This is a genomic window from Streptomyces sp. NPDC002793 (assembly GCF_040295485.1).
Lineage (GTDB): Bacteria > Actinomycetota > Actinomycetes > Streptomycetales > Streptomycetaceae > Streptomyces.
The window spans coordinates 150,782-172,906 of record NZ_JBEOVL010000011.1 but is presented as its reverse complement, the minus strand read 5'-3'; the positions used below and the strand labels follow the sequence as shown (position 1 = coordinate 172,906).

At 72.5% G+C, this 22,125-nt stretch carries 19 protein-coding genes; 3 read left to right on the top strand and 16 right to left on the bottom strand.

Annotated features, from left to right (window positions below):
• Nucleotides 1-53: 53 nt before the first annotated feature.
• The 3 genes from ABT001_RS13710 to rimP all read right to left on the bottom strand — a co-directional run bounded on the left by ABT001_RS13710 (nucleotide 54) and on the right by rimP (nucleotide 2,018).
• Nucleotides 54-332, bottom strand: coding sequence for a YlxR family protein (locus ABT001_RS13710; protein ID WP_351276301.1), 279 nt, complete (start codon nucleotides 330-332; stop codon nucleotides 54-56).
• Between the two features lie 145 nt (nucleotides 333-477).
• A complete protein-coding gene (gene nusA / locus ABT001_RS13705; RefSeq protein ID WP_351276299.1) occupies nucleotides 478-1,518 on the bottom strand; it encodes a transcription termination factor NusA in 1,041 nt (346 codons plus the stop codon).
• Between the two features lie 2 nt (nucleotides 1,519-1,520).
• Nucleotides 1,521-2,018 carry a ribosome maturation factor RimP gene (rimP, locus tag ABT001_RS13700; RefSeq protein WP_351276297.1) on the bottom strand — a complete coding sequence of 166 codons (498 nt, stop codon included), beginning with the start codon at nucleotides 2,016-2,018 and terminating at the stop codon, nucleotides 1,521-1,523.
• Between the two features lie 171 nt (nucleotides 2,019-2,189).
• On the opposite strand from rimP, the gene ABT001_RS13695 reads away from it, so the two are divergent.
• From ABT001_RS13695 to ABT001_RS13685, 3 genes are read left to right on the top strand one after another with little or no spacing between them, the layout of a single operon-like run.
• The gene (locus tag ABT001_RS13695; RefSeq protein ID WP_351276295.1) at nucleotides 2,190-2,711 is read left to right on the top strand and encodes a hypothetical protein; all 522 of its coding nucleotides are present in this window, start codon (nucleotides 2,190-2,192) and stop codon (nucleotides 2,709-2,711) included.
• Nucleotides 2,708-3,220, top strand: coding sequence for a ferritin-like domain-containing protein (locus tag ABT001_RS13690; RefSeq protein WP_351276293.1), 513 nt, complete (start codon nucleotides 2,708-2,710; stop codon nucleotides 3,218-3,220). Before ABT001_RS13695 ends, ABT001_RS13690 begins: the two co-directional genes overlap by 4 nt.
• Before the next feature lie 36 nt (nucleotides 3,221-3,256).
• Nucleotides 3,257-4,168: an aminoglycoside phosphotransferase family protein gene (locus ABT001_RS13685; RefSeq protein WP_351276291.1), complete on the top strand. Its 912-nt coding sequence runs from the start codon at nucleotides 3,257-3,259 to the stop codon at nucleotides 4,166-4,168.
• A 58-nt stretch (nucleotides 4,169-4,226) separates the two neighbouring features.
• Here the strand turns inward: ABT001_RS13685 and ABT001_RS13680 are convergent, their stop codons facing one another.
• From ABT001_RS13680 to ABT001_RS13620, 13 genes are all read right to left on the bottom strand, one after another.
• Entirely contained in the window at nucleotides 4,227-5,927 is a 1,701-nt protein-coding gene (locus ABT001_RS13680; protein WP_351276289.1) for a proline--tRNA ligase, read from the bottom strand.
• A 72-nt stretch (nucleotides 5,928-5,999) separates the two neighbouring features.
• Nucleotides 6,000-6,578: a GNAT family N-acetyltransferase gene (locus tag ABT001_RS13675; protein ID WP_351276287.1), complete on the bottom strand. Its 579-nt coding sequence runs from the start codon at nucleotides 6,576-6,578 to the stop codon at nucleotides 6,000-6,002.
• A 29-nt stretch (nucleotides 6,579-6,607) separates the two neighbouring features.
• A complete protein-coding gene (locus ABT001_RS13670; RefSeq protein ID WP_351276285.1) occupies nucleotides 6,608-7,453 on the bottom strand; it encodes a GNAT family N-acetyltransferase in 846 nt (281 codons plus the stop codon).
• A 141-nt stretch (nucleotides 7,454-7,594) separates the two neighbouring features.
• Entirely contained in the window at nucleotides 7,595-8,752 is a 1,158-nt protein-coding gene (gene ispG, locus ABT001_RS13665; RefSeq protein ID WP_203182760.1) for a flavodoxin-dependent (E)-4-hydroxy-3-methylbut-2-enyl-diphosphate synthase, read from the bottom strand.
• A gap of 193 nt (nucleotides 8,753-8,945) precedes the next feature.
• Nucleotides 8,946-10,256, bottom strand: a complete 1,311-nt coding sequence (locus tag ABT001_RS13660; RefSeq protein WP_351276283.1) for a M50 family metallopeptidase — start codon at nucleotides 10,254-10,256, stop codon at nucleotides 8,946-8,948.
• A complete protein-coding gene (gene dxr, locus ABT001_RS13655; protein WP_351276281.1) occupies nucleotides 10,253-11,515 on the bottom strand; it encodes a 1-deoxy-D-xylulose-5-phosphate reductoisomerase in 1,263 nt (420 codons plus the stop codon). The genes ABT001_RS13660 and dxr overlap by 4 nt, the downstream gene beginning before the upstream one ends.
• Nucleotides 11,516-11,618: 103 nt before the next feature.
• Nucleotides 11,619-12,860 carry a 3-phosphoshikimate 1-carboxyvinyltransferase gene (aroA, locus tag ABT001_RS13650; protein ID WP_351276279.1) on the bottom strand — a complete coding sequence of 414 codons (1,242 nt, stop codon included), beginning with the start codon at nucleotides 12,858-12,860 and terminating at the stop codon, nucleotides 11,619-11,621.
• A gap of 77 nt (nucleotides 12,861-12,937) precedes the next feature.
• On the bottom strand, nucleotides 12,938-14,887 hold the full coding sequence (locus ABT001_RS13645) for an acyl-CoA dehydrogenase family protein (RefSeq protein ID WP_351276277.1): 1,950 nt from the start codon (nucleotides 14,885-14,887) through the stop codon (nucleotides 12,938-12,940).
• Between the two features lie 267 nt (nucleotides 14,888-15,154).
• The gene (locus ABT001_RS13640; protein ID WP_502967469.1) at nucleotides 15,155-15,355 is read right to left on the bottom strand and encodes a hypothetical protein; all 201 of its coding nucleotides are present in this window, start codon (nucleotides 15,353-15,355) and stop codon (nucleotides 15,155-15,157) included.
• Between the two features lie 113 nt (nucleotides 15,356-15,468).
• The gene (locus tag ABT001_RS13635) at nucleotides 15,469-16,152 is read right to left on the bottom strand and encodes a DUF1524 domain-containing protein (protein WP_351276275.1); all 684 of its coding nucleotides are present in this window, start codon (nucleotides 16,150-16,152) and stop codon (nucleotides 15,469-15,471) included.
• Between the two features lie 126 nt (nucleotides 16,153-16,278).
• A complete protein-coding gene (locus tag ABT001_RS13630; RefSeq protein WP_351276273.1) occupies nucleotides 16,279-17,724 on the bottom strand; it encodes an aldehyde dehydrogenase family protein in 1,446 nt (481 codons plus the stop codon).
• Nucleotides 17,725-17,882: 158 nt separating this feature from the next.
• Nucleotides 17,883-19,460, bottom strand: a complete 1,578-nt coding sequence (locus ABT001_RS13625) for a PucR family transcriptional regulator (RefSeq protein ID WP_351276271.1) — start codon at nucleotides 19,458-19,460, stop codon at nucleotides 17,883-17,885.
• A gap of 93 nt (nucleotides 19,461-19,553) precedes the next feature.
• Nucleotides 19,554-21,920, bottom strand: coding sequence for an ATP/GTP-binding protein (locus ABT001_RS13620; RefSeq protein WP_351276269.1), 2,367 nt, complete (start codon nucleotides 21,918-21,920; stop codon nucleotides 19,554-19,556).
• Nucleotides 21,921-22,125: the final 205 nt, after the last annotated feature.

The window sequence follows — 22,125 nt, the reverse complement described above, 5'->3', positions numbered from 1 at the left end:
ACTTCCAACTCGCGAGGTACCTGACCGCACGGGGACCCGTGCCGTTCACTTTCTTACGGTGTCACCCGCTCGACGAACCGCTGCAGTGCCGCGGCGTCGAACGGCCCCTTGGCCTTGAAGGCCCGGGGGAATGCCCGGCGGCGGACCGCCAGGTCGAGACAGACAGAGGCGGGGTGTACGTATGCACCCCGGCCGGGCAGCGTACCGCGTGGATCAGGGACAACTTCTCCCTCGTCCACCACGATGCGCAGCAGCTCGCTCTTGGCCGCTCGCTCCCGGCATCCCACACAGGTTCGCTCGGGGCAAGCGCGGGCGTGCGTCCGGCCAGACACGCTAAGTCTACCTCCCCGCATCGACCTCACCCCTTTGGGGCAAAAATCGAACGGATGTTGTCGTGATCTCAGCGCCCAAGCGCCTTGATCTATTCCTTCGGACCCCTGCCGGGCCGCCCTCGGGCGGCCCGGAACAGGCCCGGGGTCAGCCGCGCTCGGACCGCTCCCGGGCGCGCTCGGCGCGCTCGCGGTCGGCGACGTCGCGCTCGGCCTCGGTCTCGGTGTCCGGGCGGATGTCGATGCGCCAGCCGGTGAGCCGGGCGGCCAGGCGGGCGTTCTGCCCCTCCTTGCCGATCGCCAGCGACAGCTGGTAGTCGGGCACGGTCACCCGGGCCGAGCGCGTCCCGAGGTCCACGACCTCGACCTTGCTCACCCGTGCGGGCGACAGGGCGTTGGCGACCATCTCGGCGGGATCGTCCGACCAGTCCACGATGTCGATCTTCTCGCCGTGCAGCTCGGCCATGACATTGCGCACGCGGCTGCCCATCGGGCCGATGCAGGCGCCCTTCGGGTTGAGGCCGGCCCGGGTGGACCGTACGGCGATCTTGGTCCGGTGGCCCGCCTCGCGGGCGATGGCCTCGATGACGACCGAGCCGTCCGCGATCTCCGGAACCTCCAGGGCGAAGAGCTTCTTCACCAGGTTCGGGTGGGTGCGGGAAAGCGTCACGGAGGGACCGCGCACACCCTTGGCCACCCGTACGACGTACGTGCGCAGCCGCAGGCCGTGGGTGTACTCCTCGCCGGGCACCTGCTCCTGCACGGGCAGGATGGCTTCCAGCTTGCCGATGTCGACCAGGACGTTCTTCGGGTCCTTGCCCTGCTGGACGAGGCCCGTGACGACGTCACCCTCGTGGCCCGCGTACTCCCCGAACGTCCTGTCGTCCTCGGCGTCGCGCAGCCGCTGCAGGATGACCTGCTTGGCGGTGGTCGCGGCGATACGGCCGAAGCCGGACGGCGTGTCGTCGAACTCCTTGGGCTCCTGGCCCTCCTCGAGCTCCGCCGGGTCGTCCTTCGCCCACACCGTGACGTGGCCGCCGGCGTCCAGCTCGACGCGCGCACGGCGGTGACTTCCGTCGGTGCGGTGGTACGCGATGAGGAGGGCCGACTCGATCGCCCCGACGAGCACGTCGAAGGGGATCTCCTTGTCCTGCGCCAAGCCCTTCAGAAGCTTTACATCGATGTCCACGGCTACGCCTCCTCTTCCTTCTTGTCCTTGCGGTTGAATTCGATCTCCACGCGCGCCTTGGTGATCTCGTCGAAGGCGACACGGCGCGACGTGGGCTTGCGGCCCTTGACGCCCGGCACTTCCAGATCGAGGCCCTCGGCGTCCACCGCGAGGATGCGGGCCACCAGCTCGCCGTCCTCGCCCAGCGTGAGCCTGGCCAGCCGGCCGGTGGCGCGTACGTAGTGGCGGTGCTCGGTCAACGGGCGGTCGGCGCCCGGAGAGCTCACCTCGAGGACGTACTCGCCCTCACCCATGGCGTCGGTCTCGTCCAGCGTCTCGGAGATGTCGCGGCTCAGTTCGGCGCAGGTGTCCAGCTCCACGCCGTCCTCGGAGTCCACGACGACCCTCAGCACCCGTCGGCGGCCCGCACGGGACACCTCGATCTCCTCGAGGTCCAGCTCCTGGGCGCTGACGAGCGGCTCCAGCAATTCGCGCAGCCTGTCGCTCTGGGTGGTGCTCATCCGGGTGACTCCTCGGCCGCGTGTGCTGTTGTGGGGATCGTCGCGTGTCAGGTCAAAGGGTATCCGGTCCGCAGGGGTGTTGCCGTCCGCCTCCCGGCCGACCGCAGGTACGCTCACCATCGGTGATCACTTCGGGTCAGAAACTGTCAAAAACCAGGCTGAAGGAGACAAGTGCGCCGCATGGGGATGACGCGCAGGGGTGCGCTCACCACTACGGGAGCAGTCGCCCTGGGTGCGGTGCTGACAGGCTGCGGAGGCGGGGAGGCACATACGGCCCCCGGCGGCACCGACGCCGGAACCGCGTCGCTCCGGGCTCGGAACGCGCTGCGGGCCGCCGCCGCCCGTGACAGCGCCTCGCTGCTCTCCCGCTACGAACAGCTCGCGGCCGCCCACCCGGTGACGGAGGCGGGACTCGCGCCGATGGGAGCCGCCGTACGGGAGCACCTGGCGGCCCTGGGCGGGCCGGCTAAGAAGGCGAGCGGCTCACCCGCACCCGCTCCGCCGGCCGCCGTCACCGGCGCACGTGCGGCTCTGAAGGAACTGGCCGCCGAGGAGCGCCGGGTGGCCGACGGACGCGCCACGGCCCTGCTCACCGCCGAACCGGAACTGGCCAGGCTGCTGGCCTCGATCGCCGCGGCCGGCGCGGCCCACGCGTATCTGCTGACCGAACTGGCCAAGGAGACCCCGGCATGACGACACAGGCGGCCGGAACGGACGACAGGGACGACAGCGGCAGGGCGGAGACCCTGCGGGCCGCACAGGCCGCACTCGCCGCCGAGCACGCGGCGGTGTACGGCTACGGAGCGCTGGGCGGTCGGCTCGACGGCGACCGCCGCGGCGATGCGACAGCCGCCGCCGCTGCCCACCGCGCCCGGCGCGACGCGCTCGCACGGACGGTGCGTGACCTGGGAGGTACGCCGGTGGCGGCGCGCGCCGCGTACGCTCTGCCCTTCGCCGTGCGCGAGCCGTCGAGCGCGACGCGGCTCGCCTCCGTGCTGGAGGACCGGGTCGCGGGCGTGTACTCCGATCTCGTGCGGGCCGCCCGGGGGCCCCTGCGGCAGGACGCCGCGGGCGCGCTCCGCGAGGCCGCGGTGCGTGCGGTGCGCTGGCGCGGCACCGGCGTAGCCTTTCCCGGGCTCACCGAGAAGGCCGCCCCGCCTGACGACACGGCGGAGGCCGGCGCCACCGGCGCCACGCGCTGAGCCACCGGGTACGCATCGAAAGGGAACAGGGCAGGTATGGGTTTCGAACCGCCGCAGCGTCTGGTGCGAGCGCTCGGCGAGACGCACGGGGACTCGGGCGCGGCCGAGTGGCTCGGGCGGCTCCCCGCACTCGTCGACGAGACGCTGTCCGCTCACGCGGTCTCCCTCGACCGGGTGTGCGCCCCCGGCGGGCGCAGTGGCCTCGTCCTCCTGGTGCGCAGGGCAGACGGTACGCCGGCCGTTCTGAAGATCGCACCGCCCGGGGCGGCGCCCGCGCTCGAACGGGCGGCACTCGCGCACTGGAACGGCTGGGGTGCCGTCGAGCTCCTGGAAGCGGACACCGCGGTGCCGGACGAGGCCCTCCTGCTGGAACGGCTGCACCACGAGATGTCCCTGCGCTCCCTCCCCGAGGCGAAGGCACTGCTGGAGGCCGCCGGCACGGTGCGGCGGCTGTGGGTCGAGCCGCCGCCCGGCCACGCCTTCGAGACCGTCGCGGAGCGCACCGCGCGCCAGCTGGAGCCCATGCGGGCCGCCGCCGTGCGGGACCCGGCCCTCGGGCCGCTGGTCTCCGCGGCCCTGGCCGCCCGTGCGGAGCTGGTGCTGGACTCCCCCGAACTCCTCCTGCTGCACGGCAACTTCCGGCAGAGCAAGGTTCTGTCCGGCGAGCGTGCCCCATGGCTGGCGGTCGGCCCGGAACCGCTGGCCGGCGAGCGGGCGTACGACCTGGCGCGGCTCGTGCGTGACCGGGTCGAGGACCTGATCGCCTCACCCGGCGGCCCCGTGACGGCACGTCGCCGGGTCAAGAAGCTCGCGGACTCGCTGGAGGTCGACCAGGCGCGGCTGCGCGGCTGGACGCTGTTCCGCGCCGTCGAGTCCGGCACACGGGCACTGACGGCGGGACGCAGGCAGGACGGCGAGCTGTCGCTGGAGTTCGCGGACTGGCTGTAGCCACCCGCACGACGGGGCCCCGCGCGGTGCGCGGGGCCCCGTCGCCGTCCGTCCGGAATCAGCCCTGGTCGGTCAGGCGGGCGATCGCCTCGTCGACGGTGAGCTCCTCGCGCTCGCCCGTGCGGCGGTCCTTCAGCTCCAGGACACCCTCGGCCGAACGGCGGCCGGCGACGAGGATCTTCGGGACGCCGATGAGCTCGGAGTCCGTGAACTTCACGCCCGGCGAGACGCCCGCGCGGTCGTCGACGAGGACACGCAGGCCCGCGGCGTTGAGCTTCTCGGAGACGTCGAGGGCCAGCTCGGTCTGGAGCGCCTTGCCCGCGGCGACGACGTGCACGTCGGCCGGGGCGATCTCGCGGGGCCAGCACAGACCCTTGTCGTCGGCGGTCTGCTCGGCGAGAGCGGCGACCGCGCGGGAGACGCCGATGCCGTAGGAGCCCATCGTGACGCGGACGGGCTTGCCCTGCTGGCCGAGGACATCGAGGGAGAAGATGTCGGCGTACTTGCGGCCCAGCTGGAAGATGTGGCCGATCTCGATGGCGCGGTCCACCTGGAGGCCGGTGCCGCAGTTGGGGCAGGGGTCGCCCGCCTCGACGACGACGACGTCGAGGTGCTCGTCGACCTCGAAGTCCCGGCCCGCGACGACGTTCCGCGCGTGCTTGCCCTCCTTGTTGGCCCCCGTGATCCAGGCGGTGCCCGCGGCGACGCGGGGGTCGGCGATGTAGCGGACCTTCTCCAGACCCTGCGGGCCGACGTAGCCGCGCACCAGGTCGGGGCGGCCCACGAAGTCCTCGGCGGTGACGAGCTCGACGACGGCCGGCGCGAGGTGCTCGCCGAGCTTGCCGAGGTCGACCTCGCGGTCACCGGGCACGCCCACGGCCACGATCTCGCCGTCGACCTTGACCAGGAGGTTCTTCAGGGTGGCTGAGGCCTCGACACCCAGGTGGGCGGCGAGCGTCTCGATCGTCGGGGTGTCGGGGGTGTCCAGCTCCTCGACCGGGCCGGTCGCCGAGGCGTCGGCGGGGGTGGCCTTGAAGGTCACGGCCTCGGTGTTGGCGGCGTAGTCGCAGTTGGGGCAGTCGACGAAGGTGTCCTCGCCGGCGGGCGCGGGGGCGAGGAACTCCTCGGAGGCGGAGCCGCCCATGGCGCCGGAGACGGCGGAGACGATGCGGTGGTCGAGACCGAGGCGCTCGAAGATCTTGATGTACGCGGCGCGGTGCAGCTGGTAGGCCTCCGCCAGGCCCTCGTCGGTGGTGTCGAAGGAGTACGAGTCCTTCATCTGGAACTCGCGGCCGCGCAGCACGCCGGCGCGGGGGCGGGCCTCGTCGCGGTACTTGGTCTGGATCTGGTAGAGGATCACGGGCAGGTCCTTGTAGGACGAGCACATGTCCTTGACGACCTGGGTGAAGACCTCCTCGTGGGTGGGGCCGAGGAGGTAGTCGGCGCCCTTGCGGTCCTTGAGCCGGAACAGCAGGTCGCCGTACTCGTCGTACCGGCCGCTCGCCTCGTACGCCTCCTTGGGCAGCAGCGCGGGGAGCAGGACCTCCTGGCCGCCGATGGCGTCCATCTCCTCGCGGACGACGCGGGAGACGTTCTCCAGGACCTTCTTGCCGAGCGGCAGCCAGGACCAGATGCCGGCCGCGGTGCGGCGTACGTAACCGGCGCGGACGAGGAGCTTGTGGTTGAGCGTCTCGGCGTCCGCCGGGTCGTCGCGCAGTGTCTTGATCATCAATCGGGACATGCGCTGGACCTGGGCCATGGTGAACTCCTGCTCGGAAGGGTGGTGGGCCCGAGGTTAGCCGGGGGGCCCGTGCGGGCGGAAATCCATTCCTCAGGCCGGTCGGCGCAGCGGGAGGGGCGCGCCCATCACCGCGTACGGCCTGGGGGCGCTCGGGAAGAGCACCTGCCGGGCCAGGTCCCGGTAGCCCAGGGCGCGGTAGAGACCGCGGGCGGGGCTCTCCGTGTCGATCGCGGAGAGGATGGAGCGGGGCAGGCCGACCCCGTCCGTGATGGTGGTGATCAGACTGCGGCCGATGCCGCGCTGCTGGAACGCCGGGTGGACGTGGAGTTCGGTGATCACGAACGAGTCGTCGAGCCAGCCCTCGGATCCGGTGGCACGCAGATACGGTTCGACGACGCTCGACCACCAGTGCCTGCGGTCGTTCGGCAGCCCGTAGACGAATCCGACGAGCCGTCCGTCGGCGGCGGTGGCGCCGAGGGCGCGGGCCTGCGGATGGTCGAGGTGCCGCAGCACGATATGGCGGCGCACGTCGATCTCGTCCTGGGAGAGGCCGAAGGCGACGGCCTGCACGGCGAGGGCGTCGTCGACGCGGGCGACGAGGTCGAGCGGTCCGACCACGATGTCGGGGGTCCCGGAGTCCCGGGGGGACGTGGGGGTTGCTGCTGCCATGCCGGAACCCTACTGGCCCTGCCGTCCGGTCAGAACAGCACGCTCATGAACGCGCCCGTCTCACGGAAGCCGACGCGGCGGTAGGCCTTGCGCGCGGCGGTGTTGTAGTCGTTCACGTACAGGCTGACGACGGGCGCCACATCGCTGAGCGCGTAGCGCAGGACGGCCGCCATGCCCGTCTCGGAGAGCCCCTGGCCACGGGCTTCGGGGGCGACCCAGACGCCCTGGATCTGGCAGGCGCGGGGGGTGGCCGCGCCGATCTCGGCCTTGAAGAGCACCCTGCCGTCCTCTATGCGCGCGAAGGAGCGGCGGGTGGTGATCAGTTCGGCGACCCGGGCCTGGTAGAGGAGGCCGCCGTCGCCGGCGAGCGGGGAGATGCCGACCTCCTCGGTGAACATGGCCACGCAGGCCGGCATGAGGATGTCCATCTCCTCCTTGCGGACCCTGCGCACGAGTGGGTCGGCGGCCACCTCTGCCGAGGTGCGGTCGGTCACCATGAGGGGCTGGTTGGGCCGGACCTCGCGCGCGGGGCCCCAGCTCGGTTCGAGGAGGCGCCAGAGCTCGGCCGTGGGGCCGGCCGGGCCGACGATCGAGGAGCAGCGGCGGCCGGCCCGCCGCGCACGGTCGGCGAAGGCCCTGACGGCCTCGGGGGTGGCGCAGATGGGCACGAGGTTGGCGCCTGAGTAGCAGAGCGAGCGCAGTCGGCCGTCGGCGTACCAGCCCCACATCTCGCCGCCGAGGCGCCAGGGATCGAGTCCGGCGACCTGCACGCGGGAGGTGACGAACGCGTTGTCGACGGGTTCGCTCTCGAGGATGGCGAGCGCGTCGGGGAGCTCGCCGGGGTCGAGGACCCGGGTAGTGGTCTGCGTCAACACTGGGGCCTCACCGAACGGTCTGCTGATGTCCGCACTGTAACCGACGGGGCTGAGGAGCGCCGCCCCGGACGGAGTCCCCGTGGCCGGAGACATGACCGTGCCCCGCAGGGCGGGCCCTGCGGGGCACGGTGGGGCGCGGCGTCAGCCGGCGATGGAGACCTGGGGCTCGCCCGAAGCGATGCCGTCCTTCTCCATCTGCTCCGCGATCTTCATGGCTTCCTCGATGAGGGTCTCCACGATCTTCGACTCCGGGACGGTCTTGATGACCTCGCCCTTCACGAAGATCTGTCCCTTGCCGTTGCCGGACGCCACACCCAGGTCGGCCTCACGGGCCTCACCGGGTCCGTTCACGACACAGCCCATCACGGCGACCCGCAGCGGGACCTCCATGCCCTCCAGGCCCGCGCTCACCTGGTCGGCCAGCTTGTACACGTCCACCTGCGCGCGGCCGCACGACGGGCACGACACGATCTCCAGCCGCCGCTGCTTCAGGTTCAGCGCCTCGAGGATCTGCAGGCCGACCTTGACCTCCTCCGCCGGAGGGGCCGACAGCGACACCCGGATCGTGTCCCCGATGCCCTCCGAGAGCAGCGCGCCGAACGCCACGGCGGACTTGATCGTCCCCTGGAACGCCGGGCCGGCCTCCGTCACACCCAGGTGCAGCGGGTAGTCGCTCTGTGCCGCGAGCTGACGGTAGGCGTTCACCATGACGACCGGGTCGTTGTGCTTGACCGAGATCTTGATGTCCCGGAAGCCGTGCTCCTCGAACAGTGAGGCCTCCCACAGCGCCGACTCCACCAGGGCCTCGGGCGTCGCCTTGCCGTACTTCTTCAGCAGTCGGGCGTCCAGCGAGCCGGCGTTCACCCCGATACGGATCGGTGTGCCCGCGTCCCCGGCCGCCTTCGCGATCTCCTTGACCTTGTCGTCGAACTGCTTGATGTTGCCCGGGTTCACCCGGACCGCGGCGCAGCCGGCGTCGATCGCCGCGAAGACGTACTTCGGCTGGAAGTGGATGTCGGCGATCACGGGGATCTGGGACTTCCTCGCGATCGTCGACAGTGCGTCGGCGTCGTCCTGCGTCGGGCACGCCACTCGCACGATCTGGCAGCCCGAGGCCGTCAGCTCCGCGATCTGCTGCAGCGTCGCGCCGATGTCCGACGTACGCGTCGTCGTCATGGACTGCACCGAAACCGGTGCGTCCCCGCCGACCGCGACCGTGCCGACCTGGATCTGGCGGCTGACCCGTCGGTCGGCGAGCTTGGTCGGAACGGCCGGCATTCCGAGAGAAATCGCAGTCATGCGCTGAGCATCCCCAAGGTGTGGATCAGTGTGGATCGAGGTCCCGAGAACAACGGCGGGCTCCAGGCTCCGAGGTTACGGCACCGGAGGGGAACGAGGCGCACCCCGGCCGTGGAACCCCCGGACGGAGGGCGGCCGGACACCACGTGTGTGGCCGGCCGCCATCCATGAGACAGGTGAGGCGTGCGAGAGCTCAGGTGATCTTCACCGGGTTCACGATGTCGGCGACCAGCACCAGCAGGGTGAAGCAGATGAAGATACCGGCGACGACGTAGGCGACCGGCATGAGCTTCGCCACGTCGAACGGCCCGGGGTCGGGGCGTCTGAAGACCTTGGCCACATTGCGGCGCAGGGCTTCCCAGAGCGCACCGGCGATGTGCCCGCCGTCCAGCGGGAGCAGCGGGAGCATGTTGAACAGGAACAGGGAGAGGTTGAAGCCCGCCAGCAGGAACAGCATCATCGCGACCTGGTTCTGTGCCGGGATGTCCAGGTTCATCACCTCGCCGCCGATCCTGGCCGCGCCGACCACACCGACCGGCGAGTCGTCGGCACGCTCGCCGTCGCTGAACGCCGCGTTCCACAGGTCGGGAATCTTGGAGGGCAGGGCGATGATCGAATCGACGCCGTTCTCGATCATGTCGCCCATGCGGACGACCGAGTCGCCGAAGGAGAGGGGCAGGATCTCCGTCCGCGCTGCGAAGCCGAGGTAGCCGGCTTCGACGAACTCGCCGGGCACGACCTCGCCGTCCGCGTCCTTCTTGGCTACGGCGTTCTCCTCCAGCACGGCGCTGAGGGTGTGTTCCTGGCCGTCGCGCCGCACGGTGACGGTGGCGGGGCCGATGGTCTGCCGGATCCTGTCCGAGAGGGTGGCCCAGTCGTCGATCCTCTGCCCGTTGAAGGCGACGATCGTGTCGCCCTCCTGGAGGCCGGCGGCCTTGGCCGGCGACACCGGGTCCGACGCCTTGCAGGCGTCGCGGTCCTCACTCTGGTCGATCACGCACTGCTGGACGCCCGCGACCTCCGTGGTCTGGGTCTGGAAGCCGAAGGTCATGGCCACGCCCATGAAGATCGCGACGGCCAGGACCAGGTTCATGAAGGGCCCGGCGAACATCACGATCACGCGCTTCCACGGCTTGCGCGTGTAGAAGAGGCGCGTTTCGTCGCCCGGCTCGAGCTCCTCGAAGGCGGCGGACCTGGCGTCCTCGATCATGCCGCGCCACGGTGAGGTGGAGCGTGCCTCGATCCGCCCGTCGGGGCCCGGGGGGAACATCCCGATCATGCGGATGTAGCCGCCGGCGGGGATGGCCTTGATGCCGTACTCGGTGTCGCCCTTCTTGCGCGACCAGATCGTCGGGCCGAAGCCGACCATGTACTGCGGCACCCTGATACCGAACAGCTTGGCCGTCGACAGGTGGCCCAGTTCGTGCCAGGCGATCGAGAACAGCAGACCCACGGCGAAGATGGCGATCCCCAGGATCGTCATCAGGATCGTCGTCATGCTCATACGTGCGCCTCCGCTGTCGCTTCCGCCGAGAGTTCACGGGCCCTGGACCGGGCCCAGGCCTCCGCGTCGAGGACGTCGGCGACCGTCAGTGAGGTTCCCGTGGCGGGGGTGCCGTGCTCGGCGACCACCGTGGTGACCGTATCCATGATTCCGTTGAAGGGCAGCCGTCCCGCGAGGAACGCGTCCACGCACTCCTCGTTGGCCGCGTTGAACACCGCGGGGGCCGTTCCGCCCAGGGTGCCCACGTGCCGGGCGAGCCCGACGGACGGGAACGCCTCGGTGTCGAGCGGGAAGAACTCCCAGCTGGAGGCCGTGGTCCAGTCGAAGGCGGGGGCCGCGTCCGGGACCCGCTCGGGCCAGCCGAGACCGATCGCGATGGGCCCTCGCATGTCGGGCGGGGTCGCCTGCGCGAGGGTCGATCCGTCGGTGAACTCCACCATCGAGTGAACGTACGACTGGGGGTGGACCACGACCTCGATCCGGTCGAACGGGATGTCGTAGAGCAGGTGTGCCTCGATGACCTCCAGTCCCTTGTTGACCAGGGTCGCGGAGTTGACCGTGATGACCGGGCCCATGGCCCAGGTCGGGTGCGCCAGGGCCTGCTCCCGGGTCACATCGGCCAGCTCGCTCCTCGTGCGGCCGCGGAACGGACCGCCGGACGCGGTCACGACGAGCTTGCGGACATCGGCGCGCTTCCCCGCGGCGATGGCCTGGAAGAGCGCGGCGTGCTCGGAGTCGACCGGGATGATCTGGCCGGGGGCGGCGAGTTCCTTCACCAGGGGACCGCCGACGATCAGCGACTCCTTGTTGGCCAGGGCGAGGGTGCGGCCCGCCTTCAGCGCGGCGAGGGTGGGGGCGAGCCCGATCGAGCCGGTGATCCCGTTCAGCACGGTGTGGCAGTCGCTCGCGGCGAGTTCCGTGGCGGCGTCCGGGCCGGCCAGGATCTCCGGGAGCGGCTCCCCCGCCCCGTAGACGTCACGCAGGGCCTCGCGGAGCGCGGGCGCCTTGTCCGCGTCGGCCACCGCGACCGAACGCACCCGCAGCTTCCGCGCCTGCTCGGCGAGGAGCTGGACCCTGCCGCCCGCGGCGGAGAGCGCGGTGACGCGGAAACGGCCGGGGTTGCGCAGAACCAGGTCGATGGCCTGGGTACCGATGGACCCTGTGGAGCCGAGGATCACGAGATCCCGGCGGCCTTCGGTCGCGTCGAAGACGAGATGCGGATCGGCGAGGGGTGCGGGGCTTTCGCTCATGCCCCCCATTGTTGCCGCATCCGCTGTGCGTGTGGACAGCGAGTCCCCACCGAGGCGTGCCCCGGGACCACCCGACGTGGGCCGGAAGGCCCCAGGGGCACGTCAAAGGCCGTCAGGACCCCGCGGTGCGTGCCACGAAGTCCGCGAACTCCTCGTGGAAGGCGGGGAAGGTCTTCCGTACGCAGCCGGGGTCGTCGTAGCTCATGCCGGGCGTGCGCAGTCCGGCGACGGCGAACGACATCACGATGCGGTGGTCGCCGTGGGTGATGATCTCGGTGGGACGCGGGGTCCCGGGCAGGATCTCGATCCAGTCGGGTCCGGTGTGGACGGTGACGCCCATGTTCCGCAGGTTCTCCGCGCAGGCCTCCAGCCGGTCGCACTCCTTCACCCGGGTGTTGGCGACGTCCTCGATCCGGACGGCTGAGGTGGCGAACGGCGCGATCGCGGCGAGCGTGGGCATCGTGTCGGAGATGTCGCGCATGTTGACCGTCAGCCCGGAGAGCCCGCCGGAGGACCGTACGGTCGTGGAGTCGGCCGTCGTGACGACGTCGGCGCCCATCCGGCGCAGCACGTCGGTGAAGCGCAGGTCGCCCTGGAGCGCGTCGGCGCCGAGGCCGGGGACGGTGACCTCACGGCCGGTGAGGGCCGCGGCCGCGAAGAAGTACGAGGCTGTCGACGCGTCGGGCTCGACGGCGTACGTGGTGGCGCGGTAGCCGCCGGGAGGGACGGTGAACGTGTTCCCCTCACGGGCGACCTCGACGCCGAAGCTGCGCATCATCGCGAGGGTGATCTCGATGTACGGCGCCGAGACGAGCTCCGTGACGTCGATCCTGAGGCCTTCGGCGGTGAGCGGTCCGAGCATGAGCAGGGCGGTGAGGTACTGGGACGACTCCCCCGCGTCGAGCGTGAGTTCGCCGCCCTTGACGCCCGACGCCTCGATGGTGAGCGGGTGGTGGCCCTCGGCTTGTCCGTGCCGCAGGTCGACGCCGAGGGTGCGCAGGGCCTCGGTGAGCGGGGCGAGGGGACGGCGGCGCATCTGCGCGGAGGCGTCGAACCGGTAGGTGCCGGTGGCCGCGGCGGCGGCGAGCGTCGGCAGGAAGCGCGCGGTGGTGGCCCCGTCACGGCAGTGGACCTCGGCGTCCGTGGCGGCGGGTCCGGAGGGCCGGCCCTCGATGTGCCATCGGTCGGGCTCGCGGACGACGCCGTACCCGAGGCGGGTCAGTCCCTCGGTGAACCCCTCGGTGTCGTCCGAGTGCAGGGGGCGCAGGAGGGTGGTGATGCCGTCCGCCGCCGCAGCCAGGAACAGGGCGCGGGCGGTGACGGACTTGGAGCCGGGGATGTCGATGACGGTCACGGGCGCCCATTTTGCCCTGCGCCGGGCGTGGTCGCGGGGCGCGTCCAGGCAGTGGACGCGCCCCGCGGGGCCCGGATTCAGCGGACGGTGCGGTGGACGTCGTCCCCGGTGGCCGGGCCGGGGGTGGCGTCGGCGATCCAGGGGCCGTCGCCGCTGGGGTCGATGACCCCCTCCTCCAGCCAGGTGTAGGTCCCGGAGAGGACCCCGTCGACGACGCGCCTGTCGATGTCGTCGGTGTTGGTCCAGAGCCGGTCGAAGAGCTCCTCCACCCGGATGCGGGCCTGCCGGCAGAACGCGTCGGCGAGCTGGTACGCCTCGCGCCCGTGGTCGTCGTCGGCGCGCAGGTGCTCGGCCCGGACGCAGGCGGCGCTCATCGCGAAGAGTTCGGCGCCGATGTCGACGATCCGGCCGAGGAAGCCCTGCTTGGTCTCCATGCGGCCCTGCCAGCGGGACATCGCGTAGAAGGTGGAGCGGGCCAGCTTCCGGGCCGACCGCTCGACGTACCGCAGGTGTGTGGAGAGATCGGGGTGCCCGGGGACGCGGAACTCGCCGTAGGTGTGGGGCAGCTGACCGGGTCCGCCGATCAGCTTGGGGAGCCAGCGGGCGTAGAAACCGGCGGCGTCGACACCCGCCTTGGCCTTGTCGGACAGCGGCTTCTCGGGGTCGATGATGTCGCCGGCGACCTTGAGGTGGGCGTCGACGGCCTCGCGGGCGATCAGCAGGTGCATGATCTCCGTGGAACCCTCGAAGATCCGGTTGATCCGCATGTCGCGGAGCATCTGCTCGGCGGGGACGGCGCGTTCGCCGCGGGCCGCGAGCGAGGCGGCGGTCTCGAAGCCGCGACCGCCGCGGATCTGGACGAGTTCGTCGGAGATCAGCCAGCCCATCTCGGAGCCGTACAGCTTGGCGAGCGCGGCCTCGATGCGGATGTCGTTGCGGCTCTCGTCGGCCATCTGCGAGGAGAGGTCCACGACCGCTTCGAGGGCGAAGGTGGTGGCGGCGATGAAGGAGATCTTCGCGCCGACCGCCTCGTGCCGGGCGACGGCCCTGCCCCACTGCTCGCGCACCGCCGACCATTCCCGGGCGATCTTCAGGGACCACTTGCCGACGCCGACGCACATGGCGGGCAGCGAGAGGCGCCCGGTGTTGAGCGTGGTGAGGGCGATCTTGAGGCCGGCGCCCTCGGCGCCGATCCGGTTGGCCGCGGGGACCCGGACGCGGTGGAAGCGGGTCACGCCGTTCTCGATGCCGCGCAGGCCCATGAAGGCGTTGCGGTGTTCGACGGTGATGCCCGGGGAGTCGGCCTCGACGACGAAGGCGGTGATGCCGCCCTTGTGGTCCTCGGACTCGGGGACCCGGGCCATGACGACCAGCAGGTCGGCGACGACGCCGTTGGTCGTCCAGAGCTTCACCCCGTCCAGGACGTAGTCTCCCCCGTCGTCGGGCACGGCCGTGGTGGCGAGCCGGGCCGGATCGGAGCCGACGTCGGGTTCGGTGAGGAGGAAGGCGGAGATGTCCGTCCGCGCGAGACGGGGCAGGAAGGCGTCCTTCTGCTCCTGCGTGCCGAACATCTTGAGCGGCTGCGGTACGCCGATGGACTGGTGGGCGGAGAGCAGCGCGCCGATCGACGGGCTCGCCGAACCGGCCAGGGCGAGCGCCTTGTTGTAGTAGACCTGGGTCAGGCCCAGGCCGCCGTACCTGGTCTCGATCTTCATGCCGAGGGCGCCGAGCTCCTTGAGGCCGTTGATCACCTCGTCGGGGATCCTGGCCTCGCGCTCGATGAGCGCGCCGTCGACATGGGCCTCGCAGAACTCGCGCAGCCGGGCGAGGAAGGCCTCCCCGCGCCGTACGTCGTCCGGGGCCGGCAGCGGGTGTGGGTGGATGAGGTCCAGCCTGAAGCGGCCGAGGAAGAGTTCCTTGGCGAAACTCGGCTTGCGCCAGTCCTGTTCACGGGCGGCTTCGGCGACCTGCCGCGCTTCGCGCTCGGTGACTTTGGGGGCCTGGGGGATGTCGGATGGGGCGGACATGAGGAGCTCACCTCGCCGCGAGTCGGGGTAGGGGCGGACCGTACGCGTGCCGATCGGTACCACTCGTCCGTATCTACCCGATCTGCGTCGGCGCCACCACCCCTGCCGAGGGTCCCCGGGGGCGTGCGGGAGCGGCCGGGGCCCACACCCGGCGCCCCCTCCCCACGCACCGTACGGACACGGGGCCGGGCGGCCGCCTCCGCCGGTCGGGCGACCTCCGCCCCCGCGCCCGCCGGCGGGTTCCGTGCCGGTGGTCGGCAGCCGGTCTCAGTCGAAGACGTAGGTGGTGCCGAGGACCGCCGCGTGCTCCAGCACGTCCTCCAGGGGGTCGTCGATCTGCCCGGTCTGGACGAGCGCGAAGTGCGGCGCGTTGTGCGCGTCGGTGTGCGTCTCGTCGGCGTAGGCCGTCCCGGCGGACAGCCCCGCGGCCAGCAGAGCGGCACCGCACCCGAAGGCGCTTCGGAACAGTGCACGCGTCCGGTATGACTTCACTCGGTGACCTCGTCTTCTTTTCATCGGATGTGTCCACCCGTTCATCGCCTCAACCGCTGAACGGGGACCGAGGTCACGCAGGATCATCCCTACGGGGCCGGGCGGTACTGGACGACGGTGTCCTCGCATGGACCCTCGGCGAGCACCTTCAGCGCCTCCATCTCCGGGTTGTCGGCGGTGAGCCGCCAGCGGAGCTTCGTCGTCACCCACTCCCCCGCGTACCGGCAGTGAGCCTCCGGCACGGGCGGGAGCCACCCGGCCGGGTCCTGTCCGGCCTTCTGACGGTTCACGCGTGCCGTCACCACGACGAGCGTCGCCGCCGCACCCTGGTCGTTCGCGTACGCCTCACGCCTGGCCGCGCTCCACCCGGAGGCGCCGGAGGCCCAGGCCTCCCCGAGGGGCACCAGGTGGGCCACCTCCAGGGCCTCGGTGCCGGTCACCTCCTGGCCGTCCTGGTAGGACCTCCACGTCCCGCCGGTCAGCGCGCAGCCGGCCCCCGCCGCCGGGGCCACGACCGCCTCGGCGAGCAGCACCTCGTGGCGGGTGTCGCAGCCGTCGGAGGGGAGTTCGCCCGCGTTCCAGTGCGGGAAGCGCGAGGCGGCGTAGCCGGTCCGGTTCTCCTCGACGACCTTCACCAGGCCGACGGCGTCGGCGAGCGTCTTCACCTCGGCGGCCTGTGCCGGGGCCGCCCGGGCCGGACCGGGAGCGAGGAGCGGTACGAGAGCGAGTGCGAGGGGGAGCGCGCCGAAGCCGCGCAGGGGGATCCTGGTCACCTCCGCGTTCTACCGGCCGGGCGATCCCGGCCGGTGTCCTTCGGCCGTCTCTCACCCGCACGAGCGATATGAGGCCGGCCGGAGCCCCCGCACAGCGGGCTCCGGCCGGTCCGTCGCTCGCCCGGGCTACAGGGCCAGGCCGGTGAGGACGAGCACCCTCTCGTAGGTGTAGTCGTCCATGGCGTAGCGGACGCCCTCGCGGCCCACCCCGGACTGCTTGGCGCCGCCGTACGGCATCTGGTCGGCGCGGTAGGAGGGCACGTCCCCGATGATCACGCCACCCACCTCCAGGGCGCGGTGGGCGCGGAAGGCGGTCTGCAGGTCGTGGGTGAAGACGCCCGCCTGCAGCCCGTACTTCGAGGAGTTGACGGCGGCGAAGGCCTCGGCCTCGCCCTCGGCCTTCTGTACGTACAGGACGGGGCCGAAGACCTCTTCGCCGGCGAGCGTCGTGGTGCCGGGGAGGTCGGTGAGGACCGTCGGGGCATAGGTGGCGCCGTCGCGCTCGCCTCCGGTCAGCAGCGTGGCGCCGGCGGCGACGGCCTCGTCGACCCAGGCCCCGACCCGACGGGCGGCGTCCTCGCTGACCAGCGGGCCCACGTCGGTGGCCGCGTCGGAGGGGTCGCCGGTCACCAGGGCCTCGACGGCCGCGACGATCTTCGGGACGAGCCGGTCGTACACCGAGGCGTCCGCGATGACACGCTGCACCGAGATGCAGGACTGGCCGCCCTGGTAGTTGGAGAAGGTCGCGATGCGGGTCGCGGCCAGGTCCAGGTCCTCCTCGGAGGACCAGTCGCCGAGTACGACGGCCGCCCCGTTGCCACCGAGCTCCAGGGTGCAGTGCTTGCGCGGCACCGACTCCATGATCGAGTAGCCGACCGGGCCGGACCCGGTGAAGGAGATCACCGGGAGCCGCTCGTCCTGGACCAGGGCCGGCATCTTGTCGTTGGGCACGGTCAGCACCGACCAGGAACCGGCCGGAAGGTCCGTCTCGGCCAGCAGTTCGCCCAGGATCAGCGAGGAGATCGGGGTGGCCGGCGCCGGCTTCAGGATGATCGGGGCGCCGACGGCGATGGCCGGGGCGACCTTGTGGGCGCTCAGGTTGAGCGGGAAGTTGAAGGGCGCGATCCCGAGGACGGCTCCGCGCGGGAAGCGCCGGGTCAGCCCGAGCCGGCCGGTGCCGCCGGCGTCGGTGTCCAGCCGCTGGGCGTCACCGCCGTTGAAGCGGCGGGCCTCCTCGGCGGCGAACCGGAAGACGGACACGGCCCGGCCGACCTCGCCGCGTGCCCACTTGACGGGCTTGCCGTTCTCGGCGGAGATCAGCTGGGCGATCTCCTCGGTGCGCTCGGTGAGGCGGCGTACGACGTGGTCGAGCGCTGCGGCGCGCACGTGCGCCGGGGTCGCGGCGAACTCCTCGCGCACGGCGTGGGCGGCGGCGACGGCCTCCTCGACCTGGGCGTCGGTCGGCACGGCGACCGTGCCGACGAGACGGCCGTCCCAGGGGTTGGTGACGTCGAAGCTGTCCTCGCCGGTGGCCTGGCGGCCGGCCAGCCAGAAGGCGTGGGTGGAAGTCATGGCGGTTCCGGCCCTTCGGGGGTGGTGAACGACGATCGCCGGGCGCCGCACGGGCACCCTTCCGCCCCACCGTAGGGCGCCCCGGCACGGATGAGGTTTGTCCGCCGTGGAGTGGAGCGGGGGCGGGGTGCGCCGGATTGTCGGAGCCGGCGGACGCCCTACTGCGTCCCCGAGGAGGCGGCCGTCGTCTTGAGGGCAAGCCACAGCTCCATCCGGACGTCGGGGTCGTCCAGCGAGCGGCCCAGGATCTCCTCGACCCGCCGCATCCGGTAGCGCAGGGTGTGGCGGTGGACGCCCAGGTCGGCGGCGGCGGCGTCCCACTGGCCGTGCCGGGAGAGCCAGGCCCGCAGGGAGGCCGCCAGGTCGCCCCGCCCCTTCGCGTCGTGTTCGCGCAGCGGCCGCAGCATCCCGTCGGCGAAGGCGCGTACGGCGTCGTCGGCGAGGAGCGGCAGGACGGAGCCGGCCGCGAGCTCCTCGTGCTCGACCAGGACCCTGCCCCGGCGGCGGGCGACCGAGAGCGCCTGCTCGGCCTGCTTGTACGCGGCGGAGACGGCTATCGGCCCGCAGGGAGCGGACATGCCGACGACCGCCTCGGCCTCGTCGGAGCCCGGCTCACGCGCGGGACGGTCCTCCGCGGCCCTGGCGTGCCGCGCACAGGCCTCGACCACCGCCCCGCCGTCCACGGCCAGCACCACGAGGCGTTCCCCCTCGGGCACCATCAGCAGGGCCTCGCCCGAGCGGGAGGCGGCGGCCTCCATCGTCTCGGCGAGCGGATCCGTCCCGGGCGGGGCCGGCGCCTCGGCGATCAGCAGCCGGAAGGGAGCGTCGAGCAGCCCGCCGTACAGGTCCCCGGCGACGGCCCGGGCGTGGTCGGACTCCCCCGCCAGCAGCATGCGCAGGACCGCCGCGCCGAGGCGCTGCTCCGCGCCCTGGAGCGCGCGGGAGCGGGCCGTGGTCAGGGTCAGCAGGGCGACCGCGGAGTGCACCGCGTAACGCTCGGCCGTACCGAGCGCCGCCCCCGTGCCGACAGCCAGCGCACCCCGGTTCCTGCGGCCGGCGCCCAGGGACTGGAGCTCGACCCGGTCGTCGCCGTCGCTGTCGCCGACGACCACGCTGGCCGGGGCGGGGCGGTCCCGCAGCCGCTCCACCTCGGGGGTGAGCCGGGCGGCGCGCCGGGCGGCCCAGTCGGGCGCGGCGGCGACGACGGCGCCCGCGGAGTCGTAGAGCGCGGCCCATCCGTCGACGTGCGCGGCGAGACGGGTGAGCAGCTCCGCGGGGCCGTCGCCGGCGACGGCGGCACGGGTCAGTTCCCGCTGGGCCTCGAAGCCGGCCGTGACCGAGCGGTACTGGTCGGCGGCGATCGCCGCGGACACCGCCTTGCTGATGGCGAGGAACGGCGTGCGCCGGGGGACCTCCAGGAGCGGCAGCCCGGCTTCCTCGGCGGCGTCCACCAGGGCCGGGGGGATCTCCTCGTAGGTGACACCGACGCCGAAGCCGATCCCCGCGACGCCGGCGCCGACCAGCCGCTGCACGTACCGGCGCATCGTCGCCGGGTCCCGGGCGTCGAGGTTCGTCGCGGTGACGAGGAGCAGCTCACCGCCCTCCATGTACGGGACGGGGTCGGCGAGCTCGCTGGCGTGCGCCCACCGCACGGGCGTGCCGAGCCGGTCGGCGCCCGCCCGGACGGTGAGCTTGAGTGCCGAGTGCTGGACGAGCGAGGCGAGAGTAGGGGGCATGGACCGCCGGACCTCTGGGAGTCGATTGCGCCGTCCCGTACAGACGGCCGCAATCGATTCTGCCAGGGCGGCAGGGTCCTCGTAACCTCGCGTTCAGCCCCCCAGCTCGACCAGGAGCGGGGGCGCGTGCTCACCCTCCACGGTCGTGAGCGACAGGACCGCGTGCCCCGCGGGGAGCTGGTACGCGAGCTCCGACGCGGACCAGCGCTCCCGCTCGACCTGCCGCACGGTCACGGCGTCCCTGGTCACGGCCTTGCCGGTGACGAGCTTGCGCAGTCCGTGCAGGGCGCGGGTGAACGGCTGGTCCGCGAAGACCGCGTGCTGGGCGACCTCCCGGGTCTCCACCCACTCCTTGCCCCAGGCCTCGGCGAAGCGCTTGCCGTCCCAGGTGGTGATCCCGCTGAACGCCATGCGGCAGCCGACGGCGCCGAGCAGCGGGGTGTGCAGCCCCTCGGGGACGTCGTCGACGGTGCGCAGCGTCAGGACCGCTCCCGCGTTGACCGACCGCAGCCTCCTGACGCCCCGGACGGTCTCGGCGGTGACGGTGTGCGTGGCGTCGTCCAGGACCAGGCAGACGAAGAGCGTCCGGTCGGTGCGGGCGGCCGCGATCGCCGTGAACTGGGCGAGGACGAGCCGGGCGAGCAGCCGCGAGGCCTCGGCGTGCGCCCGCTCCGGGAGGTCGATCCTGACCCGGAGCGGCAGGTGTTCGAGGGAGCGCAGCGAGAAGGGCCGGGCCTCCTCGCCGGTGGCGAAGAACGGCGCGAACGCGGGCCGGTCGAGCAGGGCGATCCGGTCGGCGAGCACGGGCCCGGGGTCCCCGGCTCCGCCCCTCTGCCGGGTACGGGCGTCGAGCTCGCGCAGCATGGCCTGGTGGCCTCCTGACCCCAGGGCCTCCCTCAGCTCGTCGATCGCGGCGAGGTCCCCGTCCAGGAGTTCCCGGAGCGCGGGTACTCCGGGGAAGTGCCCGTGGACGGCGCGGAAGGGGCCGAGCAGCTGGGCGAGCACGGTGGCGGCGCGCCTGCTGTCCAGGTGGGTCACATCGCCGACCAGTCCCTCGGCGAGGACGCTCGCGGCCTCGTCGGGGTCGGTCGTGCCGCCGTACAGGTCGAAGTCGTGCACGGAGGTGGGGTCGCCGATGCGTACGACGACGTCGAACGCGTCGTCCGGACCGAGCTCGCCGCCGGCGGCACCGACGGCGAGCACCGCGGCCCGGCCGGCGAGTGCCTGCAGGGCGAGCGACTCGACGACCGGCCGCACCAGCCGGGCGGACTTGCCCGCGCCGGGCGGGCCGACCGCCAGCAGCGAGGTGCCCAGCAGGGCGGGTTCCAGGGCCATGCCCGAGCCGCGTCGGGCGTACGGGTTGTGCGGGTCGTCGGCGCAGCTGCCGACCCGCACCTGGCCGGTGAGCAGGTCGTGACGGGCGTTCCGGCGCGGCAGGTCACGGGCGCCCGAGGGGTGGAGCGCGGCGGCACCGCCGGCGCGCAGGACGGCCTCGGTGAGGGCGGCGAGGCGCTCCGGGTCGCCCCTGCCGACGCTCCAGGCGTGGCGCAGGCGGGCGACGTCGACGTCGTTCATCCGGCCTGTGCGCACCTCGGCGGTGAGTGCCTCGGCGGCGTCCGTCCGCCCCGCCGCACGGAGCTCCGGCCACTGTTCGGGGGTGGGGGCGTCCGGGGCCGCGGCAGGGGCCTGGCCCTCGGCGGCGCCCTTGCCGAACCGGTCGGCGACGAGCGCGCGCCAGCGGCCGAGGCGGGCGAACGGCCAGAGCACCCCGAGGGCGATCAGGATGTAGATCACGTTGACGACGGTCTGGCTCTGGTAGATCTCGCCGCCCGCGACCGAGGCGACGAGGATCAGCACCGGCCGGACGACCGGCACGCCGTCCTTCCACACGAGGAGCTGGGCCAGGGCCCCGCCGGCGGCGGCGGCCAGTCCGAGGAAGGGCTGCCCCCGCCCCGCGACGTGGCGCCGGAAGATCTCGGACCAGTTGCCCAGGCGTCCGCAGCCGTAGACCAGGAGCCCGAAGAGGACGGCCTCGTAGACCGTGAGCGCGTCGGTTCCCTCGATCGTGCGGGGCCCGCCGAACGTACCGGCGTACCACCAGTCGCCGGGGGTGAACAGCTTCAGCGGGACGAGCCTGTAGGGGATGTACCCGTTGCGCCAGAGCGACCACAGGAGCAGTCCGCTGAGTACGGAGATGAGCACCCCGACCAGCAACGAGCGGTCGGACACCCCCTCGGGCTTCTCGGGCGGGCGCGGGGTGTGCCCGTAGCGCCACACGCCTGGTTCCCGCACGGGGCGCGGGGTGCGCAGCCATGCCTCGACCCCGGTGTCGCCCTCCGGTGGGCGCCGGGGGCCCGGGGCGTACGTGGGAGGCGGTGGCGCGGCGGGCGGTGGCCCGGCAGGGCGGGGCACCCGGTCCGCGCCCGTGCCCCGTGCGTCGTACGTGCCTTCGGTGTCCATGAAGTGCTGCCCCCTGACCAGCCAGGTCCCGCCTTCTGCACCGGCCAATCTAGTGCCCGGGCACGGGGAGTTCAGCCATGCGGGCGGATGGCCCGTCGAGGGCTCGTGCGGAGACCGGGCGGGGCTTCTGTCCGTCACGGACAAGGACACGTCCCCACCACTCCCGATCGGAGCATGACCGCCGCCCGCGACCGCCCCTAGCCTG